The organism is Okeania hirsuta (assembly GCF_003838195.1).
Taxonomy (GTDB): domain Bacteria; phylum Cyanobacteriota; class Cyanobacteriia; order Cyanobacteriales; family Microcoleaceae; genus Okeania; species Okeania hirsuta.
On record NZ_RCBY01000009.1, the window covers coordinates 39118 to 64231 of the forward strand.

13 protein-coding genes and 4 pseudogenes are annotated in these 25114 nt (G+C 34.8%); 8 read left to right on the forward strand and 9 right to left on the reverse strand.

The window, feature by feature from the left end; genetic code table 11:
- Positions 1-1114: 1114 nt before the first annotated feature.
- The 3 genes and pseudogenes from D5R40_RS02870 to D5R40_RS34435 all read left to right on the forward strand — a co-directional run bounded on the left by D5R40_RS02870 (position 1115) and on the right by D5R40_RS34435 (position 6391).
- Positions 1115-2494 (forward strand): aminopeptidase P family protein, encoded by a 1380-nt coding sequence (locus tag D5R40_RS02870; RefSeq protein ID WP_124143095.1) that lies wholly within the window; start codon positions 1115-1117, stop codon positions 2492-2494.
- 207 nt (positions 2495-2701) lie between these two features.
- Positions 2702-4504: pseudogene (locus tag D5R40_RS02875) on the forward strand (nSTAND1 domain-containing NTPase); the annotation flags it as partial.
- Between the two features lie 267 nt (positions 4505-4771).
- Positions 4772-6391 (forward strand): WD40 domain-containing protein, encoded by a 1620-nt coding sequence (locus D5R40_RS34435; RefSeq protein ID WP_339379658.1) that lies wholly within the window; start codon positions 4772-4774, stop codon positions 6389-6391.
- Between the two features lie 612 nt (positions 6392-7003).
- Here D5R40_RS34435 and D5R40_RS02885 read toward each other — a convergent pair.
- The 5 genes and pseudogenes from D5R40_RS02885 to D5R40_RS02900 form a co-directional block, all read right to left on the reverse strand.
- On the reverse strand, positions 7004-8326 hold the full coding sequence (locus D5R40_RS02885) for a pentapeptide repeat-containing protein (RefSeq protein ID WP_124143093.1): 1323 nt from the start codon (positions 8324-8326) through the stop codon (positions 7004-7006).
- 517 nt (positions 8327-8843) lie between these two features.
- Positions 8844-9665 carry a pentapeptide repeat-containing protein gene (locus D5R40_RS02890; protein ID WP_240038761.1) on the reverse strand — a complete coding sequence of 274 codons (822 nt, stop codon included), beginning with the start codon at positions 9663-9665 and terminating at the stop codon, positions 8844-8846.
- Between the two features lie 730 nt (positions 9666-10395).
- A complete protein-coding gene (locus D5R40_RS02895; protein WP_124154207.1) occupies positions 10396-11238 on the reverse strand; it encodes a pentapeptide repeat-containing protein in 843 nt (280 codons plus the stop codon).
- Between the two features lie 21 nt (positions 11239-11259).
- A pseudogene (locus D5R40_RS42360) lies at positions 11260-11454 on the reverse strand (tetratricopeptide repeat protein); the annotation flags it as partial.
- A 71-nt stretch (positions 11455-11525) separates the two neighbouring features.
- The gene (locus D5R40_RS02900) at positions 11526-11735 is read right to left on the reverse strand and encodes a tetratricopeptide repeat protein (protein ID WP_124154208.1); all 210 of its coding nucleotides are present in this window, start codon (positions 11733-11735) and stop codon (positions 11526-11528) included.
- Positions 11736-13710: 1975 nt separating this feature from the next.
- On the opposite strand from D5R40_RS02900, the pseudogene D5R40_RS39005 reads away from it, so the two are divergent.
- Positions 13711-14334, forward strand: a pseudogene (locus D5R40_RS39005) (IS1 family transposase); the annotation flags it as partial.
- Between the two features lie 417 nt (positions 14335-14751).
- Here D5R40_RS39005 and D5R40_RS02910 read toward each other — a convergent pair.
- Positions 14752-16155 (reverse strand): hypothetical protein, encoded by a 1404-nt coding sequence (locus tag D5R40_RS02910; protein WP_124143090.1) that lies wholly within the window; start codon positions 16153-16155, stop codon positions 14752-14754.
- 698 nt (positions 16156-16853) lie between these two features.
- Positions 16854-17609, reverse strand: a complete 756-nt coding sequence (locus D5R40_RS02915) for a WecB/TagA/CpsF family glycosyltransferase (protein WP_124143089.1) — start codon at positions 17607-17609, stop codon at positions 16854-16856.
- Between the two features lie 231 nt (positions 17610-17840).
- On the opposite strand from D5R40_RS02915, the gene D5R40_RS02920 reads away from it, so the two are divergent.
- The 4 genes from D5R40_RS02920 to D5R40_RS34440 all read left to right on the forward strand — a co-directional run bounded on the left by D5R40_RS02920 (position 17841) and on the right by D5R40_RS34440 (position 24047).
- Positions 17841-19235: a serine/threonine protein kinase gene (locus D5R40_RS02920; RefSeq protein WP_124143088.1), complete on the forward strand. Its 1395-nt coding sequence runs from the start codon at positions 17841-17843 to the stop codon at positions 19233-19235.
- Between the two features lie 1314 nt (positions 19236-20549).
- The gene (locus D5R40_RS02925; protein WP_124143087.1) at positions 20550-20867 is read left to right on the forward strand and encodes a DUF6825 family protein; all 318 of its coding nucleotides are present in this window, start codon (positions 20550-20552) and stop codon (positions 20865-20867) included.
- Positions 20868-20946: 79 nt separating this feature from the next.
- Positions 20947-22707, forward strand: coding sequence for an ABC1 kinase family protein (locus D5R40_RS02930; protein ID WP_124143115.1), 1761 nt, complete (start codon positions 20947-20949; stop codon positions 22705-22707).
- A gap of 1199 nt (positions 22708-23906) precedes the next feature.
- Positions 23907-24047, forward strand: a complete 141-nt coding sequence (locus D5R40_RS34440; protein ID WP_161564311.1) for a hypothetical protein — start codon at positions 23907-23909, stop codon at positions 24045-24047.
- Positions 24048-24158: 111 nt separating this feature from the next.
- Here D5R40_RS34440 and D5R40_RS02935 read toward each other — a convergent pair whose 3' ends face one another.
- Both D5R40_RS02935 and D5R40_RS02940 read right to left on the reverse strand, forming a co-directional pair.
- The gene (locus D5R40_RS02935; RefSeq protein WP_124143086.1) at positions 24159-24554 is read right to left on the reverse strand and encodes a Uma2 family endonuclease; all 396 of its coding nucleotides are present in this window, start codon (positions 24552-24554) and stop codon (positions 24159-24161) included.
- Positions 24511-25032, reverse strand: a pseudogene (locus D5R40_RS02940) (protein kinase domain-containing protein); the annotation flags it as partial. The gene D5R40_RS02935 and the pseudogene D5R40_RS02940, both read right to left, overlap by 44 nt.
- Positions 25033-25114 lie beyond the last annotated feature (82 nt).

The window sequence follows — 25114 nt, forward strand, 5'->3', positions numbered from 1 at the left end:
CTATATTAAGGGATATTATTAAGCCAGAATCTAGTCATAACTAAATTTTACAAAAGCAGGTTACTTTGACCTTAAAGTCTATATTTATTTAAACATTTTCGTAAGCATTCAGCTATCAGCTTCATTCCCTATTTATTCTTGCTTTTTAACCTGCTATAATAGTCAATTTTAAAAAAATTAAAATTATCTATCATTTGCGATACCAATCATCAAAAATAATACTGCAAAAAGGAAACTAGAAAATTTTGCCGAGAGTTGACTTATCTCTAATCTCTTAATTTATCCTTCCTTCTTTATTCTTGCTTTTTAACCAGGGATAATAGTAAGATAGGTATTTTTTCAAATTATCTTTCATTTGTGATACCAATTATCAAAAATCATAGGGCAAAAAGGAAACTAGAAAACTTTGCCGAGAATTAATTTCTCTCTCATCCTAGAAACTATTTATTTACATCATTGTTGACTTTCTCTTAATTTATTCTTCCTTCTTCCTTTTTTAGCTAGTACAATAATAAATTAGATATTTTTTCAAATTATCTTTCATTTGTGATACCAATCATCAAAAATCATAGGGCAAAAAGGAAACTAGAAAATTTTGCTGAGAATTGATTTCTCTCTCATCCTAGAAACTATTTATTTATCAGGACTTACGCAAATACACTACACAAGGGTTATTGGTGCCTTACGCTAGCGCTAACACACCCTACCAATAGCGTTCATGTGTAAGTCCTATTTATATCATTGTTGACTTTCTCTTAATTTATTCTTCCTTCTTCCTTTTTTAGCTGGTACAATAGTAAAATAGGTATTTTTTCAAATTATCTTTCATTTGTGATACCAATTATCAAAAATCATAGGGCAAAAAGGAAACTAGAAAATTTTGATTTATATCCTTCTTATTTCTTCCTTCTTCCTTCTTTCTTATGATTTATTCTTCCTTCTTCCTTTTTAAGCTGCTACAATAACAAATGATAGATATTTTTTCAAATTATCTATCATTTGTGATACCAATCATCAAAAATAATACTGCAAAAAGGAAATTAGAAACTATTTATTTATATCATTGCTTCCTTCTTTCTTCTTCCTTATTCCTGACTTTATATAAATAACTCTCATGCATATTCCTAACTTACATACTTCTCTAGCAACAACACTTCGTAACCGACGACAAAAATTAGCAAAATTAATCAATTTTCCCGTCATACTTTGGTCAGGAAGTCGTAGTCCCCGCAACTTTCCAGCTAATACTTTTCCCTTCCGTCCTAGCAGTCATTTTCTCTATTTTGCTGGACTACCTATTGAAGATGCTGCTATACATTTAGATGGAGAAAAATTAGAACTATTTATGGATAATGCACCACCGAGTAGTCTACTTTGGCATGGAGAAATGCCTAGACGCGATCACCTAGCTGAAATTATTGGTGCTGATGCTGCTTTTCCTATGCAAGAATTGAAATCTCGCGCCACAAATGCTGCGACTATTTATGTGCAAAATTATCCTACTCAAACCACACAATTTAAAACTCTGAATAGAGATATTTCTGCACCTAATAACCCCAAAGAAATTGACTTAGAGTTAACAAAAGCGATTATCTCTTTAAGACTTAGCCATGATGCCACAGCTTTAACAGAAATAAAACAAGCAGTAGCAGTAACTGTAGAAGCTCATAAAGCTGGAATGGCAGCCACCAAAAATTCTAAATTCGAGTCTAATATCCGAGCCGCAATGGAGAGTATTATTATCTCCCATAATATGACTTGTGCTTACTCCAGTATTGTGACTGTACATGGAGAAGTTTTGCACAATGAACAATATCATCACCCCCTACAAACAGGAGATTTACTATTAGCAGATGTGGGAGCAGAAACAAATTTAGGTTGGGCGAGTGATGTGACTCGAACTTGGCCTGTTTCTGGTAAATTTTCTCCCACCCAACGAGATATTTATGATGTAGTTTTAGCTGCTCATGATACTTGCATTGCTCAAATAAAACCTGGTATTGAATATTTAGATATTCATCTATTAGCAGCTCAAGTTATTGCGGAAGGATTAGTAAATTTAGGAATTTTAAAAGGTGAAGCAGAAGACTTAGTAGAAATGGATGCTCATGCCTTATTTTTTCCTCATGGAATCGGTCATTTATTAGGTTTAGATGTTCACGATATGGAAGATTTAGGAGATTTAGCTGGATATGAAATAGGTCGGGAGCGTAGTAGTCGTTTTGGTTTAGGTTTTCTACGATTAAATCGTCCATTAATTCCCGGAATGTTAGTCACAATTGAACCTGGTTTTTATCAAGTACCAGGCATTTTAAATGACAAAGAAATGCGTCAAAAATATCAAGATATTGTGAATTGGGAAAAGCTAGAAAAATTTGATGATGTTCGAGGTATTAGAATTGAGGATGATGTTTTAGTAACTCCAAATGGTGCTGAAGTTTTGACTCAAGAATTGCCTAGTGATATTGATTCAATTGAAAACTTAGTCGAATAATTTTTTAGGTCAATAAATCAATTCAATATCAGCATTTTTAATTTTGGATAAAAATTGTCACAGAAAAAGTTCACTATTTATTCTGTTAGTGGGATTGGTAGAGAATATAACTTACATCTAAAATATTAAAAATCAATATCAATACTAAGAGAAATTAATACATAGACGCACAAACTTTTTTTGAATTTTGTATAACTGACAACTAAAATGACCAATAACCCAAATGCCAAAACCATCCTTATCCTAGCAGCTAATCCTAAAAATACTGCCCCCCTAAGATTAGACCAAGAAATACGAGAAATAGACGAAGGGTTACGCCGAGCTAATAAACGAGACCAATTTCAATTACAACAAAAATTGGCTGTCCGTGCCCGTGACTTTTATCGAGCTATTTTAGATTATCGACCTCATATAATCCACTTTTGCGGACATGGTACGGGACAAGATGGTATTGTTTTGGAAGATGAAATGGGAAAAATGGTGCTGGTTCAGACAAATGCTCTGGCTAGTATGTTTAAATTGTTTGCGAAAAAAAATGTCGAATGTGTACTTTTAAATGCCTGTTATTCGGAAGTACAAGCGGAGGCAATTAGTCAATATGTTAATTATGTTATTGGCATGAATAAGGCTGTAGGAGATAATGCTGCGGTGGCTTTTGCTGTGGCTTTTTATGATGCTCTTGCTGCTGATTATGAGGTGGAGGAAGCTTATGAATTAGGTTGCTCACAAATGATGAGTTACCTAGAACATCAAACTCCAATTTTAAAGAAAAAAGATTTAACTGATACTTCTATAAATGATGAGAATTTAATTACTGATGATCATATAATTCCCCCTAATCCTTATCAAGGTTTATCGGCATTTAAAGAGGAAGATGCCGACTTCTTTTTTGGGCAAGAAAAGTTTGTGAATAAGTTAGTTGAAGTAACTCATAAACAACCTTTAATTGCTGTAGTTGGACCTAGTGGTAGTGGTAAATCTTCTTTGGTATATGCGGGATTAGTTCCTCAATTGAGAACAGAAAAAAAATGGTTGATTGAATCATTTCTTCCGGGAAAAGAACCGTTTTTATCTTTGGCTTTTGTGTTGGTTGGACAATTGGAACCGGAAGCGGGTGAAACGCAAAAATTGCGGGAGGCGACGGGATTAGCAAGTGATATGCAGGAAGGTAAAATCACTTTTTCACAGGTAGTTAATCGCATTTTAGAACGTAATCCAGGTCAACAATTATTGTTAATTGTTGACCAATTTGAAGAATTATATACCCTTTGTCGGGAGAAAGAAAAACAGGAACGTTTTGCTGAAGCATTGTTAACAGCTATTAGAGAAGAAAATGTTAAACTGGTTTTAACATTACGGGCGGATTTTTATGGATATGTGCTTTCTTATCGTCCGTTTCGAGATGCTTTGCAGGAATATACGCCACAGTTACTTAGTTCGATGAAACGGGAATAATTACAACAAGCAATTGAATTACCTTCTCAAAAATCAGAGGTACAATTAGAGGCAAAATTAACAGAAATAATTTTGGATGATGTGGGAGAAGAACCCGGAAATTTACCATTATTAGAATTTGCTTTGACTCGGTTGTGGTCAAAACAGGAAAACCGAGTATTAACTCATCATGCTTATGAGGAAATAGGAGGGGTAAAAAAAGCGATCGCTAATCATGCAGAACAAATTTTTCAACAATTAAAAGAGACAGAGAAAAAACAGGCAGAGCGAATATTTGTACAATTAGTACGTCCGGGGGAAGGTACAGAAGATACGAGGCGTGTTGCTACCCGTGGGGAAGTGGGAGAAGATAATTGGAATTTAGTCAGTTATTTGGCGGGGTATCAAGCGAGGTTGGTGGTAACGGGGAGGAATGAACAGGAAAATACGGTGGAGGTAGTGCATGAAGCCTTAATTCGAGAGTGGGGAACTTTGCGGGATTGGATAAATGCTAGCAGGGAGTTTAGAACATGGCAGGAACGTCTGCGGGCGACAATGAGTTATTGGCAAGAGAATAACCGAGACCAAGGAGCTTTATTGCGGGGAGTGGCACTCGCTCAAGCACAGGAACAACTGACACAACGTCAGGAGGAACTTTCCCCAGACGAAGTAGAATTTATTCAGTTAAGTCAGCAACTGCAAGAGCAGGAACAAAAAAGAAAACAACGGCAACGTCAACGGATATTTGCAGGGTTGGTTACATTTTCTGTGATAATTTCTCTACTTGCTGTGTGGTCAGAAATGCAACGACGGCAAGCTGTCCGCAGCGAACGCAAAGCTGAGATGAGAGAGTTAAAAACTCGCATAATTTCAGGAGAGAGAACTTTAGATCTCCAGTTAGCAGCGCTGAAACTAGAGCAACAAGCAAATGGCAGCACAGAAAACATACAAACCACCGATATTCTGCAACAAACTGTTAACTGGGAAGGATATAAAGAAATCAATAGCTTAGAAGGACATGAAAATTATGTCATAGGTGTAGCATTTAGCCCCAAGGGAGATTTAATTGCTTCTACAAGTTGGGATAACACGGTAAAACTGTGGAAACCAGATGGCACTTTGATACATACTCTCACCGGACATGAAAATTATGTCATAGGTGTAGCATTTAGCCCCAAGGGAGATTTAATTGCTTCTACAAGTTGGGATAACACGGTAAAACTGTGGAAACCAGATGGCACTTTGATACATACTCTCACCGGACATGAAAATTATGTCATAGGTGTAGCATTTAGCCCCAAGGGAGATTTAATTGCTTCTACAAGTAATGACAACACAGTGAAACTGTGGCGCTTTAACCAAGATGACTTGACAGCTCATGCTTGCCAGTGGATGAGTGACTACCTGAAAAACAATCCCAATGTCACGGAAGAAGAGCGTCGTCTCTGTGGAGTAGAAGCTTCGGTAACGGCTTTGTTTTTCCAGGGTGAAAAGTTAGCAGCAGAGGGAAAAGTTGACTCAGCTATTTCTGCTTTCCAAAAGGCTGTTAAACTTGGCTCTAATTTTCCCTTTAATGCAGCAATAGCAAAGGAGTTAGCACAGGAGAATAAAGTAAAAGAAGCGGAGAAGTTATTGAGGGCGTTTATCAAACTGGATGACAATATTGATTTGTTGCCAAAAACGGAAGTTAAAGACCAAAACCCAGTATTAGTAGTGCGTCAGTTTCAAGCAGAAGGGAAAGTAAAAAAGGCAGTGCAATTGATCAAAGACCGGAAAATTGAGGAAGCAATAAATAAGTTTAAGGAAGCTCAAAAGTTGCAGTCTGATATTGACCTGAATTCAGACACGGAGGAAATAGAAATAGATGCAGAAGCAGTGGCGAAAAAATTAGCTGCTCCGGGTAAAGTAGAAGAGGGAAAATATTTAGCCAAAGATGGAAAAATTGAACAGGCAATTTCTTTGTTTAAGGAAGCTCAAAAGTTGCAGTCTGATATTGACCTGAATTCAGACACAGAGGAAATAGAGAAAAATCCAGAAACAGTGGCGAAAAATTTCGCTGCTCTTAGTAAATTAGAAGTGGGAAAAACATTAGCAAAACATGGAGAAATAGACGAAGCAATTAATCTTTACAAAGAAGCAAAAAAATTAGATTCAGAGTTAGAAATAACTGCTGATGATTGGAGTTACATTTGTCATCGTGGTAGCTTATATAATCGAGCCAAAGATGTAATGTTTGCTTGTGAAAAAGCAGTTAAAATCGCGCCGGAAAATGGAGGTTTTATAGGTAGTCGTGGTTTGGCACGGGCATTAACAGGAGATTTTCCTGGAGCTATTAAAGACTTTGAGGCGTATATTAAATGGACGGAAGATGATGAGTTCAAAGCACGACTACAAGGCTGGGTTGATGCTTTAAAAAAAGGGGAAAATCCTTTTACAGAAGAGGTGTTGGAGGAGTTGAAGTAGAAGTCAGAAGTTTTGATGAAGTTGTAAGTTTTTTTAATAATCAACAAATTTCAATGCTTGTACTTTCCATCTATGTAAACCGGATTTGGTATCAGGAGGAATTACAGAGGATGTAGTCCGAACATGGGGTAGGGGCGGGTTCATCTGATAATCTGTAATATCATGTCCGGATAATTAGGGTTTGCTGAAAAAGTCTTATGGGTAAGGGTAGGAGACAGGAGACAGGAGACAGGAGACAGGAGAAATGGGAATGAGCGAGGAGGTAAGAGGAAGAATAATCCCTTGATTATTCTGCGCAACTATGAGCCTAAAATGCGCTCTTTTTTGAACCATTACGACCATTAAGCTTGGACTTTTTTTTACTAAAAAATGCGCTCAACCTTAAGCATTGACATATAAAGACTTTAGCCTGTTTGGGGTAAAAAAAAGTGCAAGCTTTTCAGTCTAAAACGCTCAAAAAGTTAGTATTTTAGGCGCATAGTTGGGCAGAACAATCTTGGGAAAATTCTTACTCCTACCTCCTCGCTCATTCCCATTTCTCCTGTCTCCTGTCTCCTGTCTCCTGACTCCTACCTCAACAAAAAGACTTTTTCAGCAAACCCTAATTATACTTTAATATTTATCCTGAAAAATAGCTCCACGTTTAACTAACTCTTGCTTCATTTCTTCATTAATTCCTAAATTTTCACCAAATATAGCACCTTCTAATTCTGCACCTTCTAGGTTAATTTCTCTTAAATCAGCTTTCAATAATTTAGTATTTTTCAAGTTAGCATCCATCAGATTTGCCATTTTCAATTTTGCATTTGATAATTCTGCATCACACAGTTGTGCTTTTAGCAATTTAGCTTCATTTAATGAAGCACCTTTTAAGATAGCATTAAATAATAAAGTGTTGCTTAAGTTAGCACCTTGCAGATTAGAATTAGACAAATTGGCTTTGATCAAATTAACATCTGTCAGATTAGCATTAGTTAATTTACTATTGGAGAGATTAGTATTGCTGAGGTTAGCATATCTGAAGTTAGCATATCTGAGGTTAGCATCTGCTAAATTAGCATTTCCCATATTAGCGCCTTTCAGGTTTGCATATTCAAGGTCAACACTATTTAAAGTTCTACCATAAGCGCCATGATTCACAATATCCCAAACAAGATACCACTTATCATCTAATTCCGTTGCATAATTAATTTTTACTCCCCTGAAATTAACATGATTTAAGTTAGCATTTATCAACTTTGCATAATTAAGATTAGTATCACTTAAATTAGCACCTTCTAGATTAGCACCTTCTAGATTAGCACCTTCTAGATTAGCTCGATTCAATTGAACTCTAAGAAGGTTAATTTTAGATAAATTAGCACCTTTTAAATTAGAATCTTTAAGGTTAACATCTGTTAAATTAGCATAACTAAAATTAGCACCTTCTAGATTAGCTTCGCTGATGTTTGCTTCATCAAGTTGAGCATAACTAAAATTAGCATCTGTGAGATTAGTATTTCTGAGATTAGTACGAATTAAATTAGCATTAGTAAAATTGGCTTTAATTAATTGTGCATCTGTAATCTCACTACGCCAAAGATTAGCATTCTCTAGGTTAGCATTCCCTAGGTTAGCATCTCTCAAACTTATCCCTCTAAGGTCTGCGCTCTTTAAATTAACATTATTAAGGTTGGCAAACCACATTATTGCCCCACTCAGATTAGCATGACTTAGATCGCTATTACTAAAATTAGTTCTTTTGAGGTTGGCACAAATTAGATAAGCGTCCCTGAGAATAGCTTCAGTGAAATTAATATCATTTAGATCGCAAAGACTCAGGTCAGCACACTCAAGACTTATACCAGTAAAATTGTTAGTCAATTTTTGATTGCTAGTTTGAGCACTATCATTAATTAGTTTCTGCAGTTGATCAAGTGATTTTTGATTTGCCATATAGAGTTACTCTTTCACACTAATAGGATGTTATTTAAAAGCCATCGCTAGAGTTAATTTAGTCAAGTATAATTCTGAATAATTACACTTTGACTAATAGAATTATAATCTAGTAAACTTTCTCATGGTTAGTTTTTACCATTTCATCTGAACTCTCAAAAATTACTAAAAAATCATCAGCTAGGATAAACAGAAGAATCTCAGAAAGAATACAAAATCAATCAGATTAATAATTATTAATTAAATGATTTGGCGTTGGTGATTTGAGGTATGATATCTTTTCCTAATAAGAGCCATATAGAACTCCGTTCCGCGCTCCATGATTATGCTGATGCAACACTTCCCATTAACATTTCCGGTAGCATTTTGACAGGAAAGTTGTGCGCCAGCAAACAAAAAACTTTCTTCTTCTACTCCTGTTTCTTCTTCTTTCTTCCTTCCTGACTCCTGACTCCTAAATAATTAAGATTAATATCATACACGCGCTTCAGCAACGCCGATGATTTTTTCTCTGATTCTAATTATCCTCAAAAAACGCTCCACGACTAATTAAATCTTGCTTCATTTCATCAGATAAACCAGAATCATGCCATAACCTAGCATTCTCTACTTTTGTATTCTGAAAATTAGCTCCTTTTAAATTTGTTAATGCTAATCCAGCTTGACTTAGATCGGCATCAGTTAAATTAGTATTACTCAAATCTGCATCACTTAAATTGGCATTACTCAAATTAGCTTCACTCAAATTTGCCCCACTCAAATTTGCCCCACTCAAATTAGCTAAAGCTAGACTAACACGGCGCAAATTTGCCTCAGTTAAATCGGCATTACTTAACAATGCTCCACTCAAATCTGCTCCACCTAAATTCACTTTTCCAAGATTAGCTTCACTCAAATCTGCATCACTTAAATCTGCACCCCGTAGATAAGCTCCATACAAATTTGCACCACTCAAATCAACGCCACATAAATTAACTCCTAATAACTTAGCTCCTGCAAAATCTAAAGCAGGATTTATATCAGCGATACTTGCTAACTCCAGTAAATTTTCTGTATTAGCTTCAACCACTTTCTTTATTATTATTCTAAACTCTGAAAAATCACAACCTGCAGTCGTTGCAGACAATATCAAAGTTTGTAATTCCTCTGAAGATTTGTATTGCAATGACTCAGAAGTTAAGTTAGAGTCAAATTTTTGCGATCGCAACCAAAGCACCAATTTTCTTTCTAGCACAGCGAGTTGATTGGGGCTAATATTATGAGGCCATAATCCTTCAATTGCAGTCATAGAATCAACAATTTTCTCAGCTATATTTTTAATTGTTATAGCAGTTTTCACTACCGGAAAATCAGTTTAGAGTCAGGAGTCATAACTCAGGAGTCAGGAGTCATAACTCAGGAGTCAGGAGTAGGGAAGTAGGGGGGACTTGGAGTGGAAAAAACTGTGAGCAGGAAAGAAACCGAAGTACATCCTCTTTCTTTTAATTGGAGCTGAGGCGATCATAGCTGACATTATTACAGTGCTTTTGCTGATTGATAAACCACATCGTCATAACTAAAACCCTATAGGGGCGTTTTGCTCCGCAACATATAAAGCGGAAACTCTACGTCAGCGAATGGCCATTTGCTAGCGCACAACTACGTTAACGCCCCTACTTGTGGTATACCGAAATGAAAACCGCTACAGGTAATTTGTTCCCAGTTCAATAGACTTGTCGCTTTATAACTTAAAAAATACCTAAAAACCTTGTTCTGTAAGGATTGTAGCTATTGGAAGGCAATAATGCTTGGAATTATTGCTCTGTCTAGCTTAGAGTGATTTTTTCCCTTTATTTAGCGACAACTCTAATCAATACAATTACGGTTGAAGGACTGCCGATAAATAATAATAATTAATAATTAACAATTACCTCTCCTTCAAAGAAGGACATTGACTAATATCATTTCTCATCCATAAAAAATGCGATATTTAGTAACTATTCCATCACCCCATCTCCATCAATACTTCTGCTCAATTACTTAGCTTTGAACCATCTTACTTATACCTAAAATCAGCAACGCTTATTTTTCTATTCTGAAATCTCAAATAATGCCCCTTGTTTCAACCATTCCTGCCTTTGATGTTCAGAAATACCTATATTTTGAGCAAATATTGTCTTCTCTAAAATTGCATCTTTTAAATCTGTCCGTTTTAAATTAGCTCCATATAAATTGGCCCCACTTAAATTAACTCCACTGAGGTCAGCATTTTGTAAAGAAGCATTACTTAAATCTACATTGACTAATTTAGCACTGGGCAGATAAGCACTACTCAAGTCAGCACCACTGAGGTTAGCATTGCTTAAATCGGCACGAGGTAATTTTGTCCGCAAATCTGCATCTTTGAGATAAGCTTCTACAAGTTTAGCATCTCGTAAATTAGCATTACAGAGATTAGCTTTACTTAAATTGGCACCATTAAGATTAGCTCCACTTAAGTCCGCAAGGGTTAAGTTAGCGCCACTGAGATTGGTCTTTTGTAAATTTGCCCCAACAAAATTAGCATATTGGAGGTCTATCCTACTTAGATCGCTACCTGCAAAATCTGCCGTAAAATTTAGAGCTACAGTTTGAGCAATTTCTGTAAAGTTATTGCCCAGTTGCTTTGATAATAATTCTTTGGCGATCGCTATCTGTTGTTGCCTACATTCTTCTGCCTTTCCATCATCCTTCATTGATTGGTATACTAACCGGAGATTAAACAAAGCATCCCCTTGGCTAATATAATTATCTATTTTTTTCGCAAAAGCTAACTGCTGTTGATAACATTCTTTGGCCTGGGCAAATTCTCCCAAACCATGATAAGCTATCCCTAAACTGGAGTAGGCTTGTTCGCAACCAAATTCGTCTTGCATTTCTTGAGCGATCGTCAAACGTTTTTGTTGATATGCAACTGCTTGTGAATAATTTTCTAGAGCATAATAAGCATTTCCTAAATTACCTAAGGCTTTTCCTTCTCCTTCTCGGTCTTGAATTTCTCTGGCAATATTTAAGTGTTGTTGATAATATTCTATGGCTAAGTGATAATCTAATAATGTGTTATAAGCAACACCTATATTTCCTAAAGCTGCAGCTTGTTTACGGCGAATATTCTATGGCTAAGTGATAATCTAATAATGTGTTATAAGCAACACCTATATTTCCTAAAGCTGCAGCTTGTTTACGGCGAATATTCTATGGCTAAGTGATAATCTAATAATGTGTTATAAGCAACACCTATATTTCCTAAAGCTGCAGCTTGTTTACGGCGGTCGGAAATTTCTTGGTAGATAGCTAATGCCTCTTGCCAAGATTCCAAAGCTGCTTCAAATTTATGATTTTGATATTGATATATCCCTTGTTTGAGCAGTTTGTCTCCTATTTCAGTCATATTTTTACAGTTTTTTTTACAGTTCCTTAAAAATACTATATTACCCTAGTTTAATGTCTTTTTTAATTCTACAATATAGCACGCTAAATAGTTGACTATACTAAGTGTCTAAACAAAATTAATTACATACTTTGTACCAAAATAATCAAGCAGTTTTTTGAGATAATTAAGTAAATTTTGCCTGCTCTGAGGCACATCAAATTCAATCCATTGATATTTAATAAATTTCCAGATAATCTCAGTTAAGTTTGGCTGAGGCGAGTCAGTAGGTAACCCAAAAATCTGGAAATTTATTGACCGAAAAATTATGGTCAATAGCCTCCCTTTTTAAGGAAAAAACAGTCCTTAGTGGAGCTTCCCGTAGGGCGGGATGGCTCCAAAACCTGTGACATATAAAATCGACCAAGATAAAGAGAGTATTCCAGATTTTAAGCCTCCTTATTGCAAGAGGTACTGTTAACTTATAACTGTTAACTGATAACTGAAATTACTCCCATTTCTCTTGCTTTTTCATGAAATTATTACTTTTTTTGAATTGAGGTTTTATCCATAATGATTACTGTAGGTTTAGACAAATTGTAACTATAGTCATTTCAGTTTAGATTGAGACAAGGGTTTATTGCAGCAGAAGGGTTTCAGCCGAAAAAGTGTTTCATTATTATTTGAAATGACTATAAATTTATCTCCAAACTCTATGACTATTTGACTGTCGAACGTGCCTCGATTAATTTCATAATATAATTCATTTTTACTATTCATTAACTCTAAAACATTAATTCTTTTACTTTGACAACTTTTAGCAGTTATTGTTATATGAAATACTCAAATTTTTGCTACAAATACCCACGGCTGTTTCAAGGATTCATAAGTCAGGAGTCAGGAGTCAGTAGGAATAGCGTATATATCATTTATTAGAGTTATTAGAGTCCAACTCTGTTTTTAGTCAAATCGACATTTCTGGGTAAAGTTTTTTAACCAAATAAATTATTAGTAGCATTCTTTTTTATATTTCATATTATTCCTTTTTCCTGTCAAGTATCAGGAATATATGGCATCACAGAGAACCCACTTTTATCTCAATATCTCAAGTCAATTTCTCCTTTTTCATCTTGGTCTTTCAGTTCTAATAGTTAGGCATATTTACTTCTAATTCTCAACTATCAGGGGTTTTGCTCCCTCCTATTTATCACTCTTTTTCAGAACATATTCAATTGGCAGAATAATTATTTTGATCGCTTATTTGATCACATCTATTCCTCATTGTTGATAAATTTTGATCGCCACTTTTCTGAGTTTTTTTGCCTTGATTTGACTCACTGTTTTACTTGGTATTTTTGTGCCTCACTTAATTTCGGTTTCCGACCTCTTCCTATTTGATTATATAACCCTAAAAAACCAGGATTTGCCATATTTTCAACTAATTATAAATAGTTATGCTGCTAACTACAAAGATTTTTATTAATTCTGGGATAGAAAATACCCAATCGCTCAATACTATAAATTAACTTCTCTTTCTCAATTGTGGGAATTGGCTGGAGGAACTTACTGTGAGAACATAGATTGATGATCGACCTTATAAAGGTAAATGTTTTTTCTACTACTGCCTTCTGGAGCTGCTATAATTACTCAACTTAATTAACCATAATTTATGTTGTATATTATAGTCATTTCCGCTTAATTAACGACCGTAAATTTCTGAGGTGCTAGGTAGTAGGTGGAAATGTTCAAGAATTGGTAGTCCTGTATATGTAGTGATATGTTAATATCAGCCATCAATTTCTGACATTAATCTCTGAAATATTGAACTTCGGCCTAGTTGAAAATCAAAATTTTATTTGGTAGGCGATTGCTAACACAAAGCTCCGCTAACGCTGAATATAACCAACCACTAAATTATGAATAAATCCACCCTAAATATCATACCAAAAATCATCCTAATATACAGTTCAACAATTTTTCATTCACATCTAATCCCATGCAAAATAATCATTTAATTTGTCCAAGCTGTGGTAGTAGCCATATTATTAAAAACGGGACAATTAATCATAAAAAACAGAAAGATCAATGTCAAACCTGTAAAAGGCAATTTGTCCCCAATAACTCCAAAGTATACATCAACAATCACTCCCATTGAATTGATTGATAAATTATTACTAGAAAAAATCAGTTTGGCTGGCATTATTCCGATAACAGGTGTATCTGAAAAATGGATGCAAAACTATGTCAATCGTAAGTATGCTGAAGTTTCACAGTCTGTTCAATGTACTAAAAAAAAACCGGGAGACTGACCATTGAGTGTGATGAAATGTGGTGATTTGTTGGGAATAAAAACAACAAACAGTGGTGATGGCTAGCAATTGATATAGGAACTAAAGAAATTGTGGGTTTCTTTTAAGGAGAAAGACCAGAAAAAGGTGCAAGTAGATTGTGGAATTCATTGCCTGGTATCTATGGGCAATGTGCAGTTTATTATACAGATTTTTGGTCAGCTTATGATCTGATTTTTTCTGATTGTAGGCATAAATCAGTAGGAAAGGAAACTGGTTTAACTGCTCATATAGAAATATTAAATAATACTTGACTTCAAAGAATTTCTCGTTGAGTCAGGAAAACTTTATCTTTCTCTAAAAAATTAGAAAATCATTTGGGAGCTACGCGCGTATTTCATTCATGATGATCATCAAGCGATCGCTTCACCATAATTTGATCACTATATATACAGGACTACCCAAGAATTAATTATTAATAATTAATTCTTGAAAAGAAGAGGATTGACTAATCATGAAAATTTTTATTTATTATCCCCTTAAAAGGGGAGGCTTTAAACCACAATTTTTCGATAAAATTGATAATTTATGGATAATAATTGATTTTATTTTAAATTTTTGAAGAGGTCTATTATATCAAGCCTGATTAATTAGCCAAGGGTAAAAATGTGATCTCTGATAAATTTCTTCCTGTGCCCTGTTCCCTGTTCCCTAAAATTTTTATTGTGGAAATTCAAAGATACATAATATTATTGGCATTGTTTCTGTTTATTCCAGTGAGTACAATTGCCTTTTTTGACTCCACTAATTGCCTGTTTACGACTCTCAAACAATTCTAAAATTCCATCAATAATTATTTTTACTAAATCTTGGTTACAGCCATCAATAAAATCTTCAGGAGAAATACTTTTTTGAAATAATTCTTTAGTTCTTTCCCTTTGTTTTTTTACTTCTTCAAATCCTATATATATAACTATAAATGTACTCAATGGTGAGTTTCTCATATCATAAGCGGCATTTTGACATCGCCCGTCTGCCAACAAAGTTAATACTTCACGTTCCAGACTATTTTTAGGCTGATAAGGATTATTAATATCTGGTAAAAAACTCTCCAAATGAGCCGGATTAAATCCTTGAGTTGGCAATTCTCCAATCATTGTAGAAAGAGGTATATTCAAGCCCAATCGCATAGATAATGCTTCAATAAAACCTAGAGTAAAAATTTTACTTCCTAGATAAATTTTAGCAATTTCAAGATTTTTCTTTGCCTGATTAACCCAAATTATGTAAGTTTTTTCATTGGGTTCTCCATCAAATCTGCGAAAAATTAAATCGGGATTTAAAGATTTAATAAAACCTTCAGTTTTTTCTAAAGCAATTCGGTACTCAGAAATAGTGTATGAATTACCATTGATGAGATTGTGGTTAGTTTCTGGTAATAAATTCCAGGTATTATCTAGAAAAATTGAACTAGGTGAACCAAAGCCAATAACATCTCGATTAGATAGTCTAACTGATTTTTTAATTGTTTGATATAGTTCAGCATCAGTTAAATTAATATTCCACTTAATATTAGTTTCTTTAAGTCTTTGATAAAGACGTTCAGTAGCAGTTAAGCCATTTTCTGAAATAGGTTGAAATGGAATACTAGCTTCAATACAAGCAGCGATTTTAAATAGATGTTTAGTTGTCAAAAATTTTTCCATTGCTTTGGTCGCAACAACAGCGCTCATAAATTCATTTTGCCCACCAAAAGGTAATAAAATCTGACCAGCAAAAAAACCAAAAATAGATGCTATTATTTCAAAAATTTTATCTTTCGGCAATTCATTTGTTTCCCGAATTTTTAATTTTCCTTGTACCTCTTTAATATAAGGAGTAATGTAATAGCTGAGATTAAAATTAACACTATGATCTATTTGTAGATAGACTACATCATGGAATAAAGCAGCTAATACTTCTATTGCATCCTGTGAACCTCCCACTTCAAAGATATGATTTGGAGTATGAAAATAACGCCAAGGACTCATCATTGGTTGCACAACTAACTCGGCAATTTCAGCAAGTTTTTCTGATTGAACTTCTACCTGTAATTTCCCAGTTGCCCATTTCAATTTTTCTAAGCATCGTTGATATTCATATTCAAAATTCATAATTTTTTGATTCCTTATTTATGAATAAAATGTTGTACTTTACTAAGTTTTCCTTTCTCAGATATATCGCTAGATTTTTTTGATGTGGCTGTTCTATAACAATTTTTTTTAGCTCTCGGAAATAGCGTTATTGATACTAATTCGTCAAAACTATATGACATAAGTTGTACAGTTTATTTGATTTTTTTGCCTACCTTTCCCTATCTCAATTTTTTATAGTGCTTTGCAGATAACTTTACCAATTTTATATGAGACTGCATAGAATTAGGTTTAGGTGTTAGGTGTTAGGTTTGATACCAATTTTATGTGAGGCTGCACAGAATTATGAAATTTATTAACAAGTCTTTCTCGATCTACACTCAATTCTGATTAAAATATTATTCTATGCAACTTCTTATGAATTGGGTATTAATTCTTAAAAACTTGACCAATAAAAATATTTAAAGCTTCAGAATAGGCAAAAATAACAACTAATTTTAATACCAAATACTCTCATCTCTATTTAGCTATTCCCTATTCCTCACTTTCTAAAATTGAGAAATATGTACTTCATAAAAGTGATAAATTCCACAAAATTTAAATCAAACTTTCTTGCTCCCGATCAAAATTATTCCTAGAAGTCAAAATTAATAGTTGACTTTTCACTACAAATTAGGTTAAATTATCAACTATAAACATTACAATTGGCTTAATCCTTACTAAAATTTCACCTCCATTAAAGTCTTCCAAGCAAAATGTGGTAAAGCCAACATTCGTCGCCAGCGCCAAGGTTCTTGATAAAGTCTATACAACCACTCCAAAGAATTGTTACAAAACCAATCAGGCGCTCTTTCCTTCACCCCAGCCCATATATCCAAACTACCACCAATACCAATCCAGACTGCGTGAGGACAAATATGTTTATGTTCTGCAATCCACAACTCCTGGCGAGGTACTCCCAAACCTACAAATATTAGTTTTGGCTGTAACTGCTCTAAAGTACTTAGCAATTCTGTTTCTTCTGCCGGAGATAAATAACCATGCTGACAAGCAAACGCTAACTCTGACACTTTTTGTTGCCAAATGTCTGCCGCTTTCATAGCTACCCCTGGTTTTCCTCCATAGAAAAATACCAAGTTGTCTGGATTCTGTCTTGGTACTTGCCACAAAATACTCTCTGCTAATTCAATACCAGGACAACGCTGTACAGATTTACCCTTAAGCCTTAAGTATAGAACAACACCTGCCCCATCAGGAACTACCAATTCAGCTCGACGGATTATCTCAGCCAAGACGTGATTTTTCTCTCCCTGCATAACCATTTCAGCATTTAGTGTCACTACATGAGTTCCCAGTCCCTTCTCTAATCGAGAAAGTAAATAACCAGAGTAGTCATCAATACAATGTATTGGTAAACCTAGGACAAAATTTTTTGCAGGTAGACCAAGTGCGGACTCAGAATTTTTTTCACTCATATTTATTTTGATTTTATTGATTTATTTTTTTGTTTTACTATCCTCAATACCTACTGATTTAGATTAGTTGATTCCGCTCTTTCAGGCTAGTGCTTAACGACTTTCTTTCACCCTGATGCCATATCAAGATTTTCCAATTTTAGAAACTTAATCTATAATCAATCGAACAGAATCAACTACAAAAATATTGTTGTATTCTGACAAGTAACGCTTTTGTGAAAATTAGTGTTTATGAATCTTAAACCAGGAGTTGTCCTTCAAAAAGGAAAATATACTATTGATAGTATCTTAGGCCAAGGAGGCTTTAGTATAACCTACCGAGCTATTCATCATCAACACAATCAAATTGTTGTCCTGAAAACCCTGAATGAAAGTCTACGCCATCATCAAGATTTTGCTAAATTTAAACATCAATTTATAGATGAGGTTCATCTTCTGACAAACTCTAGACATCCTAACATCGTTAGAGTGTGGGACTTTTTTGAGGAAGAGCAGTTCTTCTTCATGGTAATGGACTATATTCCTGGTCAAAATTTGGCTGATTTAATACAGTCTGGCCATAAACTTCATCCCAACGAAGCTATTGATTATGTACATCAAATTGCTTCAGCTTTATCAGTAGTTCACAAAAATGGTTTTTTACATCGGGATATACAGCCTAAAAATATTATTAGGCAACAGGGAACTAATACAGTAATACTCACTGATTTTGGTATTACCTGTGACTTAACTGCTGGAATTAGGCAAACTTATACTAATTTATTTTCTGTGGGATATGCAGCACCTGAACAGTGCGATCTAGAACAAAAGTTAACTCCCGCAGCAGATATTTATGCTTTGACTGCTACATTATACTATTTACTTACTGGTAAAGCTCCTACTCCTGCAGCTTTAAGGCTCAGTGATGAAGCTATTCCTCAAACACTTATAGTGTCTACAACTGAGCTAAGATTACTGGAAACGAATCTTTCTCCAAATATTGAGAATGCGATTATCAAAGGATTGGAAATAGACCCTCAAAAACGACCTCAAACTTTGGATAATTGGTTTGCACTACTGTTGGATAAGTCAGAGATTTCACAGGTAAGTAAACAAAAATACCAAGTAAAAGAAAGTTGTTGTGAAGTTAATAGTAATTATGGCTTGATGGATACTAACTTTAAGTCAAATATGAATAATAAAGTTAAAAATGATTTTAGCAATCAATCAAAAATCAAGAATTATCACGAAAATAAAGCACCAATTAATATTTTAAAAAATTGTTCTTTGGAAAAGAATTTTAATTGGATTAATCAACTTTCTTTGCAATTAACAATTTTTTTAGTGTTTCTATTTACAGCAGCAACTTTTGGGTGGATAGGTTTTGATATTACCCTTCGTTATAGTTATGCAAAAGCTAACAAAAAAACAGTATCTTTAACGGCAGGTAATTTACTAGAAACTCTGAAGAATGAGTCTGAATATGCTTTCAGAGAGCACGATCCATCTAGCCCTCTTTTTGATTCTCCTTCGGTAAAAACTTACTCTACAACTCCACCAAAATTGAACAAATTGCCTAAACCTTATGTTGACACAGATGAAGTTTTTCCTAATAGTGGGTCTAACTCTTCTGGGGAGAATTACTAGTCATATCAACCATATTATTCTTCTGATTTAAAAATTCAAATACCTAGCCACAATTATTCTGTCAATGAAGAAATTTATTTGTCAGAAAAATTAGACTATCCTTCTGACCATCAATCTAAACCTCTTGAGTATAACTATCAAAAATATCAACAACAAAATCAGTATCCTAATGACTACTATTAATTTGATTTTTTACAGATAAATTATAAATTCAATTTTTGAAGCAATGTTTGTAGCAGTATTTTTCACATTTTAGTTAATGCTAAAAATTACATACTTTATACCACATCTGAATACTTGCTATCGTGAGCGATCGCTACTCTAAAAAAATATACAATAATTCAGCTAACAGCTATTTATATCAATTATCAAAAATCATACTATAAAAATCAAATTAAAAAAATCTGCATAGTAAAGAGTCGATCAAATCCTAGTTGCCATCTATCTCTATCATTATTTCTTATTTTTTTTCTTTCTTTATTTCTTATTCATCCCTCCCTTTTCCATAATTTTACTATTGTGGTATTAGATAGATAGAAATAGAATTAGTATTTAGAGTAGATAAATATACTTGTATTCTATAACACTTTAATACTGGGAAGATTTTCATTAATTATTGGACATGGCCTGTAGGATAATTATACTCCTACAGCACTTTTTAGGATAGTAAGGTACGCTTTTAAGGCTAATCTTTTTTCCCTACTCCCTACTCCCTAAAGTCCTAAAATTTTGTACCTTATCAACTCCAAAACTGCTGTAATATCATGTCCGTTTAATTAGTAATAGTAATAAAAAACTTTCTTCTTCTCTTCCTTCTTCTTCCCTCCTGACTCCTGTACGTCGCTAATCCGACGGCTGGATCCCCTACCTGACTCCTCCGTAGTTATTTCTAAGTATTTAACCGGACATGATATAACACATCTGCAAGTTCAGATTGGAAAAATAAAACAAAGGTAGACATCTTGCTACCTGCAAGATACGGATATTTATAAGATGATGTGATACAATACTTTACAATCAGCATAGTTTTAATAGACAACTGAGATAATTAGGTCTCAAAAACTGGAAAAGATTAACAAATCAAGTAAATAAATTAGAAGTATTTTAACAGGGTGGTGATTAAGGTATTTTTATAGTAAATATATAGTAAATAAATCAAACATCAAGCATTAAAATTTGCTTAACAACCATTAGCATAATTGAAAAATCAAGAGAAACCTTGTTAAGTAAGTAAAAATAAAGATAAGCCTTGCTTTTCCAGAAAATATCAATCAAAATTAATTAGTAAATTTTCAACATAGACAACTTTGAATTATGAGTAAATCACCACTTCATGCCTTTTTCGTTGGTAGAGCTATTGCAGAAGGAGTTTACGAACAACTAGAAAATGTTGTTACCAACTCTCTTAGTACACTAGGAAAATTTGATGCAGAGCAAAGAGAGAATTTGCGAAGTTTCATTGAACAAGCATTAGAAAGAGCAGACCGGGAAGCTCAAGCAGAAAATAATGTCAGTAGCTCCAGCAACTTAAACTATCAACCCAAAGACCTACAAGCTATAATCGACGACTTAAGAGCTGAAGTCGCTCAAGTTAGATCGGAACTACAAAAATATCGTAGTGGTTCTGTCTAAAGACAACCCAACCGCTAATTTTGTCCATTGCTATCAGCAAATCTTTAAATCATATCACAAATTATTATATACTGCTACTGTGTCTGTTCTCCTTGATGACAACATCATTAACCGCAAGGGACAAGCTAACTATACAACTGGAGGCTCAATGACCAAAGCCTCCACAAAATCCTATAGTGATAAAGCTTATCGCTGGAATAGAGAAAATTATTCTCGCCAGCGTCGTTACATTGATATTTGGGCTTTTTTTCTCACCTGGCTAACCTGGCTATGGGTAGACAAAAAAAATTGGAGCTACCGAGGGGGAGTAACAGAAGAAAAGAAAAATCTCAGACGTCGCAAACAAGCAATTTGGGTACGAGAGACAATGCTAGAATTAGGTCCCACCTTCATCAAGTTGGGACAACTATTCTCTACCCGTGCAGACTTATTTCCTGTTGAGTACGTCGAAGAGCTTTCAAAACTCCAAGATAAAGTCCCCGCTTTCAAATACGAACAGGTAGAAACAATAATCTTAGAAGACCTCGGAAAAAATACAGACGAACTATACCATAGCTTTGAACCAGTACCCCTAGCTGCGGCGAGTTTAGGTCAAGTTCATAGAGCACAACTTCATTCTGGCGAAGATGTAGTAGTCAAAATACAAAGACCAGGGCTGAAAAAACTATTCCAAATCGATCTAACTATTCTTAAAGGGGTAGCTCGTTATTTTCAAAGACATCCAGAATGGGGTCGCGGTCGAGATTGGTTGGGTATCTATGAAGAATGTTGCCGAATTCTGTGGCTAGAAATAGATTATCTCAACGAAGGTCGCAATGCTGATACCTTTCGCCGTAACTTCCGAAATTGTAATTGGGTAAAAGTACCAAGAGTTTATTGGCGGTATTCAGCACCACGGGTACTGACCTTAGAATATGTCCCGGGTATCAAAATTAGTAATTATGAAGCTCTGGAAGCGTCAGGTCAAGACCGCAAGGCTTTGGCTAGAATGGGGGCTGAAGCTTACTTAAGACAACTTTTGAATGACGGGTTTTTCCATGCCGATCCTCATCCGGGCAATATTGCTGTTAGTCCAGAGGGGGGATTGATTTTCTACGATTTTGGCATGATGGGACAAATCAAGTCCAATATCCGGGAAAAACTCATGGCAACTCTCTATGGCATTGCTTCAAAGGATGCTGAAAGAGTGGTTGTCTCTCTAATAGATTTAGGAGCGTTAACTCCTACTGGAGATATGGGTCCGGTGAGACGGTCGATCCAATATATGTTGGATAATTTTATGGATAAGCCGTTTGAAGCTCAGTCAATCACAGCTATTAGTGATGATTTGTATGAGGTTGCTTATGACCAACCTTTCCGTTTTCCGGCAACTTTTACTTTTGTGATGCGAGCTTTCTCTACTTTGGAGGGGGTTGGTAAGGGTTTAGACCCAGAGTTTAATTTTATGGAGGTGGCACAACCGTTTGCCATGGAGCTGATGTCTGATGGAAATTCTCAAAATACTATTTTTAATGAACTAGGTCGTCAAGCGGCTCAGGTTAGTTCTACTGCTTTGGGTTTGCCTCGTCGTATTGAGGATGCGATTGATAAGTTGGAGCAGGGGGATATTAGGGTTCGGGTTCGGGCTACGGAAACAGATAGGTTGGTTCGGCGGGTTAGCAATGTGCAAATGGGTACTAATTATGCCCTGCTTATCAGTGGTTTTACTTTGTCGGCGACTATTCTCTATGTTAATAATCAGCCTGGTCTAGCATTAGCTTTGGTTTTAGTGGTTGTTGTGATGGGGTTTGCTTTTATACGATTGTTGAAGCGTATTAATAGGTTAGACAAGATGATGTAATAAATTTTTTCTATCTTTAACTATTTTTACCCACCCTAGTAAATTACATTTGGTGGGTTTTTAAGTTTTAGTTATAGGTTTTAATTTTTTGTTTGAAAATTTTAAAGTTTGTCATCGATCTCTGACAAAAAAATTTTGAAGTTTTCTCTATTGGCTAACGAAGTTTCAATATTTTCACTTCTGTTCTTCAATTTTGTGGTAAGCTATGAACAGTGGTAAATTCCAACGGCTAGTTATCACTTGACTAGATCTTAAAGCTGCAAATACTGATTATTTGGTTGTTTTGCTTGGCGATCGCTCCTATCTTCCTCTACTATGAATAACTAATTTTTCTCTTCTCTTTTTTATGGGAGTTGACCTATCTACTTTTTTGTGATACTTAGGTTGTGATTTTGGTAGATATTAGCCTTTATTTCACTTAGTTCTTTAGCTTTTTGGTGTTCTTTAGTTGAATAAAAAGTCATGTGCATAGGCGAACAGCCCCTAAAAATAAAATTTTATCAAAATTTTTGAGCCAAGGCAACAATCCCTCCCATTACCGATTTTTTTTATCAGCTTTAGAGAATGAATGTTTTTGTTTTGGGTTTATAGATAGCGATCGCTTCTAGAATTTTAGATATGATTGATACTTAGAGGATACGAACATGGAAAAATTCATCTGATTTTTCCTGAGCTTCACAAAATGATTTTCGGCGGTCTAGGTTTGGCTAGCTATTTCTATGACAAAAGAGATTATTAGTCTGAAAAAATACTTTTACCGGGTTGAATAAAAAGTCATGCGTATAGGCGAGCAAACCCCAATAATAAAATAGTATCATGGTTATTTAGGGAGTGCAAGGCAAAATCCATCGCCGTTTTTTTTGGAGCTTAATAAAATGATTGTAGGATAACAATAGAAGTAGCGATTGCCACAAGAGAGAAGAAAAAGTGGCAGTAAGATTTTCCCTTGCCAGAGGTTGTTCATTCCCATATACATATTCCATTGAGAGGCTGCACAAAATGATTTTCGTGTAGATTTCTATGACAACATAGACTATACTATATTAGTTACTCTCAAAAAAATTCATTTTTTGCGTTGAATAAAAAGTCATGCGTATAGGCGAGCAATCCCTAATAATAAAATAGTATCACGGTTATTTAGGGAGTGCAAGACAAAATCCATCGCCGATTTTTTTGGAGCTTCATAAAATGATTGTGGGATGAGAGTAGGTAATGTTATAGAAGTAGCGATCGCCACCAGGAGAACAGCAGTGGGAGGAAGATTCTCCCTTGCCAGAGGTTGTTATGTATATCTTTCTGAGCTTCACAAAATGATTTTCGCTATTTTTGGGGAGATGTAAGATAAATCTCTATTTATTTTTTTTGAAGCTTGAGAGAATGATGAGGTAAATAGAGAAAAGCGCATACAAGGATTCTGCCACGGATGTACGGATGGATTAACGAGTTTATTTCTACTTCTGTTGAAATTCCTTTAATAACCAAGGATAAACTTGACCTTGGTTTGTTTGGCAACTGCGCTGAAGTGCTTCTTCTAACAAAGAAATAGCTAAACCAGGCAAAACTTGAGACTGATTAATTTTTCTACTTCCTCCATTGGCAACTGCAAAAGCAATAATTTCTAGATTCTGTACGTCAACTATCCAATATTCAGAGACATTCATTGCTTCATACAACAAACGTTTTTCACCTTTATCATCTAATAGGGAGGTATTAGCAACTTCAATGACTAGGGTTGGTGGAGGATAAATATCTAGATCGATAATAGAAGTTCCCCTTGGAATAACATTTGCATTTTCACCAATGTAACAAGAGACATCGGGTTGAGCTTCTCGAAATCCAGTTTTGATGAATTACTTGTTGAGAATGAATAAATTCCAATACAGGCAATAAACTTTTTAACAACTCTACAACTTGACTTTGATCAAAAGCTCCCGACTCTTCTAATTCCTGTTGTAAATTTTGCCCGTCGATAAATTCTTGTACTAAATACTGTCGATTATCCTGAGTAAAATATGCTAAAAGTTCGGGAATTTGTGGATGTCTACCTAAACCATCTAAACGTTGAGCTTCTTGAGCAAATAATTCCGCAGCTTTTGATAAATATTTAGTTCCTTGTGCTTGAGGAAAAAATTGTTTAATTACACAAAAAGGCTTTGAAGGTTTATATTCATCTACTGCTTGAAAAGTTCTGCCAAAACCTCCTTGCCCGATAATTTTTAGAGGGCGATAACGTTCGTTTAAAACCAATTTTTCACCACAGCTTTGACAGAATATTGTTTCTGGTGGGTTAGGTTTTAAACAGTCAGGATTTAAACATTGAGTCATTTCAGTTATCGGTTATCAGTTTTCCAGTGCGACCATCTTGCTCGCCTATTTAATAATAATACCAAACCTGTTAGGAATTGAA